The sequence below is a fragment of the Nonlabens sp. genome, assembly GCF_965660805.1.
Taxonomy (GTDB): domain Bacteria; phylum Bacteroidota; class Bacteroidia; order Flavobacteriales; family Flavobacteriaceae; genus Nonlabens.
In genome coordinates this window covers 13,387-27,814 of the sequence record NZ_CBFIBE010000029.1, presented here as the reverse complement: position 1 = coordinate 27,814, position 14,428 = coordinate 13,387, and the positions used below count along the sequence as shown (strand labels likewise).

General features: G+C 38.1%; 13 protein-coding genes. 9 read left to right on the top strand and 4 right to left on the bottom strand.

The features are described from left to right. A partial coding sequence (locus ACTF48_RS08160) for a DUF559 domain-containing protein (protein WP_438962664.1) occupies window positions 1–2,669 on the bottom strand: 2,669 nt, incomplete at its 3' end. 123 nt (window positions 2,670–2,792) lie between these two features. On the opposite strand from ACTF48_RS08160, the gene ACTF48_RS08155 reads away from it, so the two are divergent. The 5 genes from ACTF48_RS08155 to ACTF48_RS08135 all read left to right on the top strand — a co-directional run bounded on the left by ACTF48_RS08155 (window position 2,793) and on the right by ACTF48_RS08135 (window position 5,911). Next, window positions 2,793–3,674, top strand: coding sequence for a cell division protein FtsX (locus ACTF48_RS08155; RefSeq protein WP_438962665.1), 882 nt, complete (start codon window positions 2,793–2,795; stop codon window positions 3,672–3,674). Between the two features lie 29 nt (window positions 3,675–3,703). Further along, the gene (locus ACTF48_RS08150; RefSeq protein ID WP_438962663.1) at window positions 3,704–3,982 is read left to right on the top strand and encodes a DUF3098 domain-containing protein; all 279 of its coding nucleotides are present in this window, start codon (window positions 3,704–3,706) and stop codon (window positions 3,980–3,982) included. Further along, on the top strand, window positions 3,982–4,776 hold the full coding sequence (locus ACTF48_RS08145; protein ID WP_438962662.1) for an undecaprenyl-diphosphate phosphatase: 795 nt from the start codon (window positions 3,982–3,984) through the stop codon (window positions 4,774–4,776). The genes ACTF48_RS08150 and ACTF48_RS08145 overlap by 1 nt, the downstream gene beginning before the upstream one ends. A gap of 5 nt (window positions 4,777–4,781) precedes the next feature. Then, window positions 4,782–5,516, top strand: coding sequence for a tRNA pseudouridine(55) synthase TruB (gene truB / locus ACTF48_RS08140; protein ID WP_438962661.1), 735 nt, complete (start codon window positions 4,782–4,784; stop codon window positions 5,514–5,516). Between the two features lie 89 nt (window positions 5,517–5,605). After that, on the top strand, window positions 5,606–5,911 hold the full coding sequence (locus ACTF48_RS08135) for a hypothetical protein (protein WP_438962660.1): 306 nt from the start codon (window positions 5,606–5,608) through the stop codon (window positions 5,909–5,911). A gap of 26 nt (window positions 5,912–5,937) precedes the next feature. On the opposite strand, the gene ACTF48_RS08130 is transcribed toward ACTF48_RS08135, so the two are convergent. Further along, the gene (locus ACTF48_RS08130) at window positions 5,938–6,471 is read right to left on the bottom strand and encodes an alpha-ketoglutarate decarboxylase (RefSeq protein ID WP_438962659.1); all 534 of its coding nucleotides are present in this window, start codon (window positions 6,469–6,471) and stop codon (window positions 5,938–5,940) included. Between the two features lie 114 nt (window positions 6,472–6,585). On the opposite strand from ACTF48_RS08130, the gene ACTF48_RS08125 reads away from it, so the two are divergent. From ACTF48_RS08125 to ACTF48_RS08115, 3 genes are all read left to right on the top strand, one after another. Further along, a complete protein-coding gene (locus ACTF48_RS08125; protein ID WP_438962658.1) occupies window positions 6,586–9,333 on the top strand; it encodes a 2-oxoglutarate dehydrogenase E1 component in 2,748 nt (915 codons plus the stop codon). Between the two features lie 4 nt (window positions 9,334–9,337). After that, window positions 9,338–10,549, top strand: coding sequence for a 2-oxoglutarate dehydrogenase complex dihydrolipoyllysine-residue succinyltransferase (gene odhB / locus ACTF48_RS08120; RefSeq protein WP_438962657.1), 1,212 nt, complete (start codon window positions 9,338–9,340; stop codon window positions 10,547–10,549). 245 nt (window positions 10,550–10,794) lie between these two features. Continuing rightward, the gene (locus tag ACTF48_RS08115; protein ID WP_438962656.1) at window positions 10,795–11,397 is read left to right on the top strand and encodes a thioredoxin family protein; all 603 of its coding nucleotides are present in this window, start codon (window positions 10,795–10,797) and stop codon (window positions 11,395–11,397) included. A 111-nt stretch (window positions 11,398–11,508) separates the two neighbouring features. Here the strand turns inward: ACTF48_RS08115 and ACTF48_RS08110 are convergent, their stop codons facing one another. Continuing rightward, window positions 11,509–12,705, bottom strand: a complete 1,197-nt coding sequence (locus ACTF48_RS08110; protein WP_438962655.1) for a LamG-like jellyroll fold domain-containing protein — start codon at window positions 12,703–12,705, stop codon at window positions 11,509–11,511. 112 nt (window positions 12,706–12,817) lie between these two features. On the opposite strand from ACTF48_RS08110, the gene ACTF48_RS08105 reads away from it, so the two are divergent. Then, window positions 12,818–13,288, top strand: coding sequence for an LEA type 2 family protein (locus tag ACTF48_RS08105; protein ID WP_438962654.1), 471 nt, complete (start codon window positions 12,818–12,820; stop codon window positions 13,286–13,288). On the opposite strand, the gene ACTF48_RS08100 is transcribed toward ACTF48_RS08105, so the two are convergent. Further along, the gene (locus ACTF48_RS08100) at window positions 13,285–14,424 is read right to left on the bottom strand and encodes a cystathionine gamma-synthase (protein ID WP_438962653.1); all 1,140 of its coding nucleotides are present in this window, start codon (window positions 14,422–14,424) and stop codon (window positions 13,285–13,287) included. The genes ACTF48_RS08105 and ACTF48_RS08100 overlap by 4 nt on opposite strands. Window positions 14,425–14,428: the final 4 nt, after the last annotated feature.

Genomic DNA, 14,428 nt, shown 5'->3' with positions numbered 1-14,428 from the left:
CCATCTTCGTTAAGAATAAATTCAGTGGTAGCATAATCTGGACGCCACTTTTTAAACGCTACCATATCTAACTCATTAGAATGATTCACTAGAGCAACATCTGCATGAAGCTTTCTTCCAGACTTAATATTCAAATCTTTTGCATTTACTCCTTGAGAGATAAATCGTTTTTCAAGTTCGCCTTCGAGTTCGACTTCAAGTTCTTTCACAAAAGCACTTTCACCCAAAATCATCCCTTGATTGATCATCTTTTGGAACGGTTCTTTTACAGTGACTTTACCTAAATCATGTAATACCTTTACCCAAAACCTGCTGTACAACAAGTGACCAGTTGCGTGCTCGCTACCTCCTATATATAGGTCTACATTATTCCAGTATTCTTGTGCTTCTTTTGAGAACATCTCGTTCTCATTAGTAGCATCCATATATCTGAACATGTACCAAGAACTTCCTGCCCATCCTGGCATGGTGTTGAGTTCTAGTGGATAGACCTCTTTCCCCAGCCCTTTCTCCAGCGGAGAAAGGGAGCTACTTTCTAGCTCTTTTAAGCTTTTAAGATTAGTAAGTACATTATCTATCTTGTCCAGAACTTTACTTAAATTCTGTAAAACCTCTTCATTTGAAAAACGGATTACCTTAAACCCATTTTCTAATTCTAAAATTGAAGTTCTCTCCTGATCTTCTACCTGTTGTTCATTATGAATCTCGCCATCTACCTCAACTACTAATTTTTTATCTAAACACACAAAATCAACAATAAATCTGTCGATAGGATGTTGCCTTCTAAACTTATGGTTGCTTAGTTTTCTTCCTCGTAGTTCTTGCCAGAGTTTATCTTCAGCTGGTGTAGATTCCTTTCTATTTTGTCTAGCTAGTATGGTGTGCTTTTTTTGTAATTCTGGAGTTGTGTGATTGAATACTTCAGATTTTTGATCTTTAGAAATTCCCTCTCCGCTGGAGAGGGCAAGGGTGAGGTCATCAGGATTTTCTACCACACAATTATTCACCGCATCCCAATGCCATTTTCTCGCACGACCTAGTGGTGGTGCGCCATCTTCTGTAGGAAGATATTCATCTACTTCTGGTAATTCCAGTGGTAAATGTTTACGATCTATCATTTGTGGTAAACCGTCCTTATAATATACTGGGAACGGCTCACCCCAATAACGCTGTCTAGAGAATACGGCATCGCGTAAGCGATAATTAGTTGTTCCTTTTCCAGCACCTAGTTCTTCTAATTTATCGATCGCTGCAGCCATCGCACCAGTCTGGTAGCTCATTCCGTTTAAGAAGTCACTATTACAAAGTGGTGTTTTATCTTTTGCAGCATAAGCTTCTTCGCTGATATCTACACCATCAAAAATATTTTTAATCGCTGGCATTCCATCCTGACCGTCAAAATAATTTGCAAATGCATGATCGCGTTCATCACCACATGGAACTGCCATCACAGCGCCTGTTCCATATCCAGCAAGTACATAATCACCTATCCAAACTGGCACTGGCTCGCCACTTAATGGATGCGTAGCATAAGCACCCGTAAACACTCCAGAGATGGTCTTTACATCGGCCATGCGTTCTCTTTCTGATCGGGCTGCGGTGGCTTTTTTATAAGCTTCAACTGCTTCTTTTTGTGCAGGTGTGGTTATTTGATCTACTAACTCATGTTCTGGAGCTAGTGTCATGAATGTTACTCCGTAAATGGTATCTGGTCTAGTTGTGAAAACTGAAATCTTAAGCCTCTCCTCGGTCCTCTCCAGCAGAGAGGAAGATGCATTATGCTCTGATTCTAAATTAAAGTCAACCATTGCACCGACTGATTTCCCAATCCAGTTGCGTTGTATTTCTTTGATGGATTCTGACCAGTCCAGACCGTCTAAATCGTTCAATAAACGCTCTGCAAACGCACTGATGCGCATCATCCACTGGCGCATTTTTTTACGCACTACTGGATGTCCACCACGCTCTGAAACGCCGTTTACGATCTCATCATTTGCCAGTACAGTTCCTAGTGCTGGACACCAGTTCACTTCGGTATCTGCTAGAAAGGTTAATCTATAATCTAGTAATATTTCTTGTTGCTCTTGGTCTGTAAACGCACTCCACTCTGCAGCTGTAAATGGTCTTAAATCTTCATCAGTAGCAGCATTAATGGTAGATGTTCCGCTTTCGCGAAAGCGAGATACTAACTCACTTATAGGTCTTGCTTTATCTTCATCTTTATCATACCAGCTTTCAAAAAGCATGATGAAAATTTCTTGCGTGTATTTATAATAATCTGGTGATGAAGTTCTTAACTCGCGATCCCAGTCAAAACTAAAACCGATGCGATCCATTTGCTCACGGTAACGAGCGATGTTCTCCTTAGTAGTAACTGCAGGATGCTGACCTGTTTGAATCGCATACTGCTCTGCAGGTAACCCAAAACTGTCATATCCCATGGGATGCAAGACATTAAAACCCTGATGACGCTTGTAACGAGATACGATATCACTAGCGATATAACCTAAAGGATGCCCTACATGTAATCCAGCACCACTAGGATATGGAAACATATCCAGTGCATAAAATTTAGGTTTATGAGAGTTATTTATAGCTTTAAAGGTCTTGTGGTCAGACCAGTGTTTTTGCCATTTTGCTTCTATAGATTTGTGATCGTAATGCGTCATTATAGTTTCTTATGTAAACGCAAAAATAGGGTGTTTACAACAATGATTAAACTTAAAGCGTTGTAATCCTGACTAGCTCATAATGTTTGTTATTTTTGTAACGCTACTTAATGACATATTTTAATAATGGCATCACACGAGAGATATCAGAAAAGACGATTGTTCAACTCCTATTTTTGGGTGGTGGTCAGTGTGTTTTTAGTCCTTTTTTTACTAGGTATTATGGGCTTTTTCCTTTTAAACAGCCAGCAAATTGCTGATCATTTCCGTGAGCAAGTCCCTATGTCTATTTATTTTAAAGAGTCTGCAAAGGACGTAGAGATGAGGCAGCTCGAGAAAACCCTACAAATGGCAGAGTACACTAAAAGTGCTGTTTATGTTCCTGCTGAGGAAGGAGCTAAAAAGCTTGTAGAAGATCTAGGCGAGGATTTTATAGCAAATCTGGACGGTTTTAATCCACTACCTAATTCTATAGATGTGCGACTGAACGCTAACTTTGTAACTGATGGTGAGATTGAACAAATTGCTCAAGATCTCACTTCCAAAGATTATGTGCAAGAAGTACAGTATGATAAACCACTGGTTTCTCTTTTAAACGAAAACGTAAAACGTATCACCTTCTGGATGCTCGTGATAGCGGGAATATTTGTTTTTATCGCATTCTTACTCATTAACAGCTCGATCCGTTTATCTGTTTATGCAAAACGTTTTACTATAAAAACCATGCAAATGGTAGGAGCAACCAAAGGCTTTATACGCAAACCATTTATATGGACTAGTGTAAAACTAGGGTTGATAGGCGCTATCATCGCTCTTATTGCACTTGCAGGAGTGGTTTACTGGATGAATGATTTTATCCCAGAATTAGAAATATTAAAAAATTACCAAATGCTAGCGATACTTTTTATAGGTGTTTTAGTGTTTGGCGTATTAATAAGTCTATTGAGCACGTTTTTTGCAACCACTAGATACTTGAATTTAAGGACTGATGAACTTTATTATTAGAGTTTAGAGTTAAAAAGATTAATCAAATCATGGGAGAAAGTAAAAATAAAAAAGTAGAAAAGACTGTGGAAGAAAACATTAAACCACGTTTTGAATTCATTTTCAAAAAGAAAAACTATCTATGGATGATTATAGGGCTAGTGGTTATTGCTACTGGATTTGCTTTAATGTCTGGTGGAGGAACCGATGATCCGGCTTTATTTAATGAGGCTATATTTTCTTGGAGAAGAATTAGGCTTGCTCCTACTCTGGTTTTACTAGGTTTTGGTATTGAAATGTATGCCATTCTTTTAAATCCAGATAAATAATGGAATGGTTAGATGCACTCATACTAGGAGTTATTCAAGGACTTACTGAGTTTTTACCGGTTTCTTCTAGCGGTCATTTAGAATTAGGAAAAGTAATTCTAGGCGATAACTCGGTTCCTGAGGAAAGTCTGCTTTTTACCGTAGTTCTTCATTTTGCAACGGCGTTGAGTACGATTATCGTTTTTAGAAAAGATATTTTAAGTATCCTAAAAGGATTAGTTTCTCGTGATCGCGAGGATTTAAACTTTGCTGGTAGAATCATCCTATCGATGATTCCTGCGGTAATAGTTGGATTGTTTTTTGAAGACCAGCTAGAAGCTCTTTTTAATGGGAACATTATTCTAGTAGGTTTTATGCTTATCGTGACTGGTTTATTACTGTTTCTAGCAGGAAAGGCAAAAAGTACCGGAAAAGGCATCAGCTGGAAAGATGCGTTTCTCATAGGTATATCTCAAGCTATTGCCATGCTTCCAGGTATTTCACGTAGTGGCGCTACAATTTCTACCAGTGTATTACTAGGTAATGATCGTACTAAAGCAGCACGTTTTTCTTTTTTAATGGTCGTACCATTGATTTTTGGAAAAATTGCCAAAGACCTTTTAAGCGGTGACATTTCTATGGAAAGTAGCGCGAGTATTCCTTTATTAGTAGGGTTTATAGCAGCGTTTATAACTGGACTTATTGCTTGTACCTGGATGATCTCACTGGTACGTAAAGCAAAACTGCATTATTTCTCTTATTACTGTTTTGCGGTAGGACTGATCGCTATTACGGCTGGAGTTTATAACGCTTAAATTTTATGGATCCTAACCAAAAACCAATTACTAATCCTTATTTACTAGGCCAGGTTCTATTAATAGACAAGCCACTAGGCTGGTCCTCTTTTCAAGTAGTGAATAAAATACGCTGGTTGATCAAGCAAGAATATGGTCTTAAAAAAATAAAAGTAGGTCACGCTGGCACACTCGATCCACTCGCTAGTGGCTTACTCATTATATGTACCGGTAAGGAAACTAAGAATATTAATGTTTATCAAGCTCAAGAAAAAGAATATACAGGAACGATCACGCTAGGAGCTACCACACCTAGTTATGATCTTGAAACAGAAATAGATCAACGTTTTCCCACCACAGAGCTCACTCCAGAATTACTACAAAAAGTAACCCAACAATTCACAGGAGAAATTCTACAAAAACCACCGATCTACTCGGCCATTAAAAAAGATGGAAAACGCTTATATGAACTAGCACGCGCTGGTGAGACTACTGAGATTAAAGAGCGGCAAGTGACGGTAACCACCTTTAAACTTAGCAATATCAAGCTCCCTAAAGTTGATTTTAAAATCGCGTGTAGTAAAGGAACATATATCAGATCCTTAGCACACGATTTTGGTACAGCACTAGATAATGGTGGTCATTTAAGCGCTTTACGCCGCACCGCTATAGGTGAATATCGAGTGGAAAATGCGATGACCTTAGAAGAATTTGAAGCAAATTTCATGAACTTAAATCATTGCCCTAATCCTGAAAGTTAGTTTGTCATTAAGTTGAAGTTGAGATTCTACACATAAATTGAAATCAGTATAAGATATATCCCTACATCTACTTAAATTCTTTATCTAAAATGAGTGATCTTTTACCTCAAATACAGGCTAAACTAGATGACAGACATCACGTCTTTACCATCTATAAAAATCAAGTAAATAAAGATTTACAGCGATCAGGTTTTGAGGCTATAGAAGAAGATCAACCTAAAAAGTTTTTAATAGCGCTGGCTGCTCTACTTAACGAAGCCATAGAAGACAGTAATCCTAAATTACAACAACTGTATTATTTAGCAGACGTTCAAGAACGCCATCTCCAGCACGGTATTATCCTAGGATTTATCAATCGAGAATGGATTAAGATTCAGTTTAGGTTGCGGCAGTGATGGTTACGCTTTCGCGAAAGCGAATTCTAAAACAACACTCTCACAAACGGCTGTAATCCATTCTGAAAAACGCTGCGTCTCTCATTAAAAAGCACATCATATCGTGCACCTATCACAAAATTGTCCTGTCTATAACCAGCACCCAAAAACAGGGCAGGAACCCAGTAGTTGTCATTAAGACGGTTATCTCTGAAATTACGGTTAACATTTAAGTACTCAAAATCTGCACTAACTTGTAAAAAATCTATAGGGTTTGCGATAGCAATAACACTACCACCAGCTATAGTAGAAGTAAAGTCATCAAAACGATTCAAATCTCTTTCAGAATAACTATAATTAAGACCTAAACCTACACCTAGATCCTCATTTACTCCATAAATAGCCTGTGGAGCAATTAAAACAGAAGAAAAATTGTTTCCAAAATTAGCTCCCACGTTTCCTCCAAACCTTACGTTATTCCAAAATTCAGACCTAGTTTTTTGTTGCTGACCATGAGATTGATAAAAAAACAGGTTACAAAATAGGAATATGGCAAAGGATGAAGTAGATATGTTTTTCATGATCTTGTTTTTTAGCAATTTGATTCGTTATAAAAATACAAAAGTCGATGTCATCTGAGTGCTTTTCTTTATTTTTACGACTTTATTTGATAAAAAGGAGAATTCCTTAGATATATGGACAAGTTTTCATTTCTGAACGCCGCACATACGGCTTACTTTGCACAACTTTATGATGAATATTTAATCAATCCAGATCGGGTAGAACCGTCTTGGAGAGCTTTTTTCCAAGGTTTTGACTTTGGAATGGAAAGTGCTCACGAAGGTGATTTTGAAATGAATCAAGCTGCCGCACCAGTAGCTCTTCCTGATAATGTTCAAAAAGAATTTCAAGTTGTAAAACTCATAGACGCTTATCGTACACGCGGCCATTTATTTACTAAAACTAACCCAGTAAGAGAACGTCGCACTTATGAGCCTACCTTAGACTTAGTCAACTTTGGCCTATCTGATGGAGATTTGAATACAGATTTTGACAGTGGAGAGCTTATAGGTATAGGCCGTACTTCTCTTAAAAATATTATCGCACACCTTAAGCAAGTATATTGTGAGAGTATAGGTGTTGAGTATATGTACATACGCAAACCGGCAGAAGTGAAGTGGATTCAAAACTGGTTGCACAAAAATAACAATCACCCTAGTTTTAATAAGAGTGAAAAACTTCAAATACTTAAGAAACTCAATGAAGCAGTTTCTTTTGAATCTTTCTTACATACCAAGTACGTAGGTCAGAAACGTTTCTCCCTAGAAGGAAACGAGTCATTAATTCCTGCACTTGATGCACTAGTAGAAGGTGCAGCAAATAAAGGTGTGAATCACTTTGTGCTAGGAATGGCACACCGTGGTAGATTAAATGTATTAACTAATATTTTCGGTAAACCGGTAACTGATATCTTTTCTGAATTTGATGGAAAAGACTATAAGCAAGACATATTTGATGGTGATGTAAAATACCATCTAGGCTATACCAGTAAACGTAAAACAGACAATGGAAAGGATATTAACATTAATATCGTTCCTAATCCGTCGCATTTAGAAACTGTAGGTGCTGTTGTAGAAGGAATAGCACGTGCTAAACAAGACACACACTCACCAGAAGATTTTTCAAAAGTATTACCTATAGTTTTGCATGGTGATGCGGCCATCGCTGGGCAAGGAATTGTTTATGAAGTCGTGCAAATGGCACAACTAGACGCTTATAAAACAGCGGGAACCATTCACATGGTAGTGAATAATCAGGTCGGATTTACCACAAATTATCTAGACGCACGATCTTCTACCTACTGTACAGATATTGCAAAGGTCACATTATCACCAGTGCTACACGTAAACGCAGATGATGCAGAGGCTGTAGTACACGCCATGAATTTTGCGCTGGATTACCGCATGGAATTTGGTCGTGATGTATTTATAGATCTATTAGGGTATAGAAAATACGGTCACAATGAAGGTGATGAACCTATGTTCACACAACCTCAATTGTATAAAGCGATTAAGAAGCATGAGAATCCGCGTGATATTTATGCAGACCGTTTGCTTCAAGAAGGTATTATCGATAAGGATACCGTAAAGAAATTTGAAACCGCTTATAAAAATGAGTTAGAAGAGCAGCTCGCTTCTTCTCGTGAAAAAGAAAACACCGTAATTACACCATTCATGCAAGATGAGTGGAAAGGATTTGAGCCGGCTACTGAGGTAGAAATGATGCAAAAAGTCGATACCGGTGTAGATCGTAAAGTGCTAGAAAAAATAACTAAAAGCATCTCCCAACTTCCAGCAAGCGATAATTTTATAAGAAAAATTAAAAAGATTATCGAGGTGCGACAGACCATGTTTGATGAGGATAAACTAGACTGGGCTATGGGAGAACACCTAGCTTATGGTAGTTTAATGATGGAAGGCTATAACGTGCGCATGAGTGGTCAGGATGTAGAGCGTGGAACGTTCTCACACCGCCATGCGGTAGTTAAGTCAGAGAATAATGAACATGAGTTTATATTGCACAATCACATAGAAGGTGCAAAAGGTAAAATGGAAATTTACAACTCACACTTATCAGAATATGGTGTGGTAGGTTTTGAATACGGTTATGCACTCGCACAACCGCAAACCTTAACGATTTGGGAAGCACAATTTGGTGATTTCTCAAACGGTGCTCAAATCATGATGGATCAGTACATCAGTGCTGGAGAAGATAAATGGAAGAATCAAAACGGTCTAGTAAAACTCTTACCACATGGTTATGAAGGTCAAGGAGCTGAGCACTCTAGTGCTCGCATAGAACGCTACTTACAGTTATGTGCTAAGGATAATATGTTCATGGCAAACTGTACCACGCCAGCAAACATATTCCACTTACTGCGCCGCCAGATGTTAGTAAACTATCGTAAGCCTTTAGTAGTATTTACTCCTAAATCTTTGTTGCGTTACCCTAAAGCGGTAAGCACGGTTGCTGAGTTAGAAAACGGTCACTTTCAAGAGGTGATCGATGTGGATGGAGACGCTTTCGCGAAAGCAGAAACACTAGTATTTGTATCAGGAAAGTTCTATTATGATTTATTAGAATATCGTGAAGAACACAACCGCACAGACGTTGCGCTGGTAAGACTCGAGCAGTTATTCCCATTACCGGTGGAACAAATGCAGGAAATAATAAAAAAATATGGTTCCAAAGATGTCGTATGGGCACAAGAAGAACCTAGAAATATGGGTGCATACTCACATTTAATGTTACACATGCCTGAAACGAGAAACTGGCGCGTGTGTTCCCGTAACATGTATGCAGCACCAGCCTCAGGAAGTTCCACAAGATCTAAGAGGAGACAAGCAAGAATAATAGAAGACGTATTTAATACCAACAAATAAAATTATGGCTCTAGAAATGAAAGTGCCTTCACCAGGCGAGTCGATTACAGAAGTAGAAATAGCAGAATGGCTAGTAGCCACAGGCGATTGGGTTGAAAAAGATCAAGCAATTGCTGAGGTAGATAGCGATAAAGCAACCCTAGAATTACCTGCTGAGGCCAGTGGTATCATTACCCTTATGGCCGAAGAAGGTGACGCGGTAGAAGTAGGAGCTGTAGTGTGCTTAATAGACACTGAAGCGGCAAGACCAGAAGGTGGTGTTGCACCAGCACAACCCGTAGAGGAGAAAAAAGAAACAGCACCTAAAAAAGAAGCACCAGCGCCTCAGGCTGAAAAAACTTATGCCAGTGGTACCGCAAGTCCTGCTGCAAAGAAGATACTAGATGAAAAAGGTATAGACTCTAAGTCTGTATCTGGATCAGGCCGTGATGGTCGTATTACTAAAGAAGATGCGGTAAACGCAAAACCTTCCATGGGAACGCCAGGAGGCTCTCGAGGTGAGTCACGTTCTAAACTATCTATGTTACGTAGAAAAGTAGCAGAACGTCTAGTAAGTGCAAAGAATGAAACAGCGATGTTAACCACATTTAATGAGGCTGACATGAAACCTATTTTTGACTTACGTAAGGAATGGAAAGAAGCTTTTAAAGAAAAGCACGGTGTTTCTCTAGGATTTATGTCCTTTTTCACTAAAGCAGTTACTAGAGCGCTAGAACTATATCCAGCAGTAAACTCTATGATTGATGGTAAAGAAATGCTTACTTATGAGTATAAAGATATTTCTATTGCAGTATCAGGTCCTAAAGGATTAATGGTACCTGTAATCAGAAATGCAGAGAATCTTTCTTTCCGTGGTGTTGAGGCTGAGGTAAAACGTCTAGCATTAAGAGCTCGCGACGGACAGATAACGGTAGATGAAATGACTGGCGGTACGTTTACAATTTCTAATGGTGGTGTTTTTGGTTCTATGTTAAGCACGCCTATCATAAACCCACCACAAAGTGGTATTTTAGGGATGCATAACATCATTGAACGACCAGTAGCTGTAAATGGTGAGGTAGTGATACGTCCTATGATGTACTTAGCACTATCTTATGACCACAGAATTATCGACGGTAAAGAGTCTGTAGGATTCTTAGTAGCAATTAAAGAAGCACTAGAAGATCCTATCAATCTATTAATGGATGGTGATGTAAAGAAAGCACTAGAAATGTAAATCATTCTAGTCACTATAAAACAAACCCCAAAGTTTCACAAAACTTTGGGGTTTATTTTTGCGGCATTTAAATGATGAATTAGAATAATGATCTGAACTAAAAAGTCACACTGATAGAACTTAAACTTTTCAAAAGTAAAATGCTATAGTCATTCCATTTGTGAAATGTAAGTAGAGGAATAATATCACAAGAACGGTGACATTTATCATAGTTTTTAACCTGCATTACTCCTTAAATTTGCTATATGGAACTACAACAAATTATAAAAAAAGCAACAGCAAACTCTATTTCTTATCCAGTTTATAGAGAGTTAATGGCACAACATGTCGCTCATAAAACTAATACAGGATCAGAAGTTACACCAGATCTAGCAAATTATACCATGCTGAATAACCAGCGCATGAAACGACTGGATAAAACCATGAAGATCCTTCCTGAAAATCAAGAGTTTCTAGAAACTTTTAATCAGGATGTGTATTTCTTAATTATCACAGAAAGCTGGTGTGGCGATGCCGCTCAAACCATGCCTATGATGTATAAAGTAGCACAAGCTGCTGGCGTAGATTTTAAAATCGTATTGCGTGATGAAAATCCTGAGTTAATGGATCAGTTCTTAACTAATGGTGGTCGTTCTATTGCAAAATTAATTTTAGTTGATAAAAAAACGGGACTTCCAGTCACCACTTGGGGACCACGACCTACTAAAGCAACTGCACTAGTCGCTGCAGAAAAAGCCGCAAAAGGAGCACTAGGACCAGAATTCAAACAAGAATTACAAACTTGGTACAATAAAGACAAAGGAAAGGATACAGAAAATGACCTTGTGGAAATGTTGAAAGCGGTTTAATCAGAAAAGAATTCTTTTTTTCATTTAAAATAACTATTGTCACCTTAAATTATTCATAGATGCGCACTCAAGTCCGCATCTATGAATAGTATTTATAAAGAAGAGACTAGTTTACTCTTTAACCCATTTAAAAGTCTTACTCGATCCATTTTGAGAAAGGATTACCATATATAATCCGCTAGCGATGGATGGTTCTAAGATTTGATAATCATTTATAGCACCTTTTAATAATTCCTTACCCGACAAGCTATAAATAGAGACTTGAGCATCACTAGATAATGTTCCTGTAAAATGTAAAGTAGTAGATGGGTTTGCATTTAATTTTATATTGTTTAAAGTATTTGTTTCCATCCCTAAGGTGGTTACAGTAATACATTCTGAACGCTGTGTACAACCCAGTTCAGTAATATCTACAGCATAATTTCCTATTGTTGTAGGTGTAAATGTCATTGCGGTAGCACCACTTACCGGCATATCAGTATCACAATCTATCCACTGATAGGTAGCTCCTGTTTGTGCTGCCGTGAGTACTCCAGCATTTAAAGAAACATCAGTAGTAAGAAATTGTGAAACCGGTGAACCTGCTGTCCAGTTAGAACTTGCACCACTTAAGCTGAAACCATTCAACGTTCCATCGTTCCCATTTACTAATTCAGGAAGTGTGTTTATCCCACTATTATTACTACTTGCCGCTCCTTCATTAAACTGGTAATAAGCTAAAAGATCAGTAGATGATGGGCAAATCTCGCTGCTACTGCCAGTTGACAGATCACTAGCAGTCAGGGCTCTACCCCATATTCTTACTTCATCTATAGCTCCAGGAAAAAATATAGAACCACCTGGGACACGCTCACCTATTCTAAGAGTTGTACCACCTGAAGGAGTGTTTACTGTAGATAAGTTACCTGTTCCGACCTGTGCCCCATTTAAGTATAAGAATCCTGTGGCATTATCTAAAACAAAAGCTACATGAACCCATTGATCCACTGGAATTATTCCTGCGTTAGAGTTAATGTTTGCGTTAGTTCCTCCAGAGATATAGCTCAGACCTCTACTAGAATTTACTAAAAAGGTGTTACGAGATCCCACAGCATTAACTCCATAATCTACTATTGCTAGATTGCTATTAGGTGCGCTAGGATCAAGTTTAATCCATGCTTCAAAAGACCGGTTTGCTGTTCCTAATACTCCTGTATATGAAGTCTGAACATAATCATTAGACCCATCTAGAGTAAGACTATTTTGAGTCTGCGCAAAAAGGGTTGCGCTCATAGATAGAAAAGTAAGTAAGAGTAATGTTTTTTTCATGATGGTAAGATTAAATTTTTACAATTCAGAAAGTTAATAAAATTTTACTGATCTCTAAGTACGCTTTCGCGAAAGCGTATCTACCACTATCTTTGCTTCAAACCCCATAATCATGCGCTCTATACTCGCCTTAATAGCTTTACTTTTTATAACAACCTCTTGCGAAAATGCTTATGAAGAGGTTGTTTTTAAAGAAATTAAAAATGTAAAAATCAAAAATGCGACGGCAAATCACCTCGAGTTAAGCGGTGACTGTGTTCTATTTAATCCTAACACTGTAGGACTGGACTTAACCCAAGCAAATTTTGATGTATACATAGATGGCCGTAAAACCGCCGAAATTCATCAAGATCTAGATGTTGAAATGCCAGCTAGTGGCTATTTTACTCTACCGCTCACCATTAAAATGTCACCCAAGGAACTTTATGGTAAAAAAGGTAACGGCTTACTAAACGCAGCAATTCAAATTCTTGCAAATCAAAAAGTGAGCATAAAATATAATGGTTCTATAAGAGCTGGAAAAGGCATGGTAAATTTTGAAGTTCCAGTGGTAGATAGTTTAGAAGTTCCGATTAAATTTTAAAGTGCCTGCTCTAGATCTTTAATTAAATCATCTATATCTTCTATCCCTACACTTAATCTTATTAAAGAATCCACCACTCCTATTTTTTCTCTTTCCTCTTTAGGAATGCTGGCGTGAGTCATAGTGGCTGGGTGACCAGCTAGCGACTCCACACCACCTAGGGATTCTGCCAGTGTAAATACTTTTAAATTTGAAACTAATTGAAAAGCGCTTTCTAAAGTTCCTTGTTTAGTAGTAAAAGAAACCATACCACCATAATCCTGCATTTGTAAAGTAGCAATGTTATGGTTAGGATGGTCTTTAAATCCTGGCCAGTAAACCTGGGCTACTTTAGGATGTGATTTTAAAAACTGTGCGATTGCATTTCCGTTTTCGCAGTGCCTTTGCATCCTAACGTGTAAGGTTTTAATTCCTCGCAACACGAGAAAACAATCTTGTGGACCGGGAACAGCACCGCTGGCATTTTGAATAAAATATAAACGACTTGCAAGATCCTTATCATTTACAATCAAAGATCCCATAACCACATCACTATGGCCACCTAAATATTTAGTGGCGCTGTGCATGACTATATGCGCTCCTAATTCCAGTGGTTGCTGTAAATAAGGTGTCGCAAAAGTATTATCTACAGCAAGCAGTAAGTTATGCTTGTGTGCAATAATAGCAACAGACTTGATATCTATGATGTTCATCATGGGATTAGTAGGTGTTTCTATCCATACTAATCGTGTTTTATCTGAAATATAATGTTCCATTTGGGCAGTATTTTCCATTCCTATGAACTTAAAATTGATGCCAAAATCTTTATAAATCTTAGTAAACAAACGATAGGAGCCGCCATAAAGGTCATTTGTAGAAATCACCTCATCACCTGGTTTTAAAAGTTTTAACACGGCATCTATCGCAGCGAGACCAGAACTAAAAGAGATCCCGTAATTTCCATTTTCTAAACTAGCTAATGAACGTTCTAAAGCTGCTCGAGTAGGATTACCACTGCGTGAGTATTCAAAACCTTTATGTGCTCCAGGAGTCTCCTGAGCATAAGTAGTGGTTTGATAAATAGGAGGCATAACAGAGTTATAAGCTGGATCTACTCCTTGCTGACCGCCGTGAATCGCTTTAGTATTAAATTTCATGTCG

Excerpts from the sequence above, each read along its gene's own strand:
- ACTF48_RS08150 (WP_438962663.1), top strand. The coding sequence starts at position 3,704 with ATGGGAGAAAGTAAAAATAAAAAAGTAGAAAAGACTGTGGAAGAAAAC.
- ACTF48_RS08145 (WP_438962662.1), top strand. The coding sequence starts at position 3,982 with ATGGAATGGTTAGATGCACTCATACTAGGAGTTATTCAAGGACTTACT.
- truB (WP_438962661.1), top strand. The coding sequence starts at position 4,782 with ATGGATCCTAACCAAAAACCAATTACTAATCCTTATTTACTAGGCCAG.
- ACTF48_RS08135 (WP_438962660.1), top strand. The coding sequence starts at position 5,606 with ATGAGTGATCTTTTACCTCAAATACAGGCTAAACTAGATGACAGACAT.
- ACTF48_RS08130 (WP_438962659.1), bottom strand. The coding sequence starts at position 6,471 with ATGAAAAACATATCTACTTCATCCTTTGCCATATTCCTATTTTGTAAC.
- ACTF48_RS08125 (WP_438962658.1), top strand. The coding sequence starts at position 6,586 with ATGGACAAGTTTTCATTTCTGAACGCCGCACATACGGCTTACTTTGCA.
- odhB (WP_438962657.1), top strand. The coding sequence starts at position 9,338 with ATGGCTCTAGAAATGAAAGTGCCTTCACCAGGCGAGTCGATTACAGAA.
- ACTF48_RS08115 (WP_438962656.1), top strand. The coding sequence starts at position 10,795 with ATGGAACTACAACAAATTATAAAAAAAGCAACAGCAAACTCTATTTCT.
- ACTF48_RS08110 (WP_438962655.1), bottom strand. The coding sequence starts at position 12,705 with ATGAAAAAAACATTACTCTTACTTACTTTTCTATCTATGAGCGCAACC.
- ACTF48_RS08105 (WP_438962654.1), top strand. The coding sequence starts at position 12,818 with ATGCGCTCTATACTCGCCTTAATAGCTTTACTTTTTATAACAACCTCT.
- ACTF48_RS08100 (WP_438962653.1), bottom strand. The coding sequence starts at position 14,424 with ATGAAATTTAATACTAAAGCGATTCACGGCGGTCAGCAAGGAGTAGAT.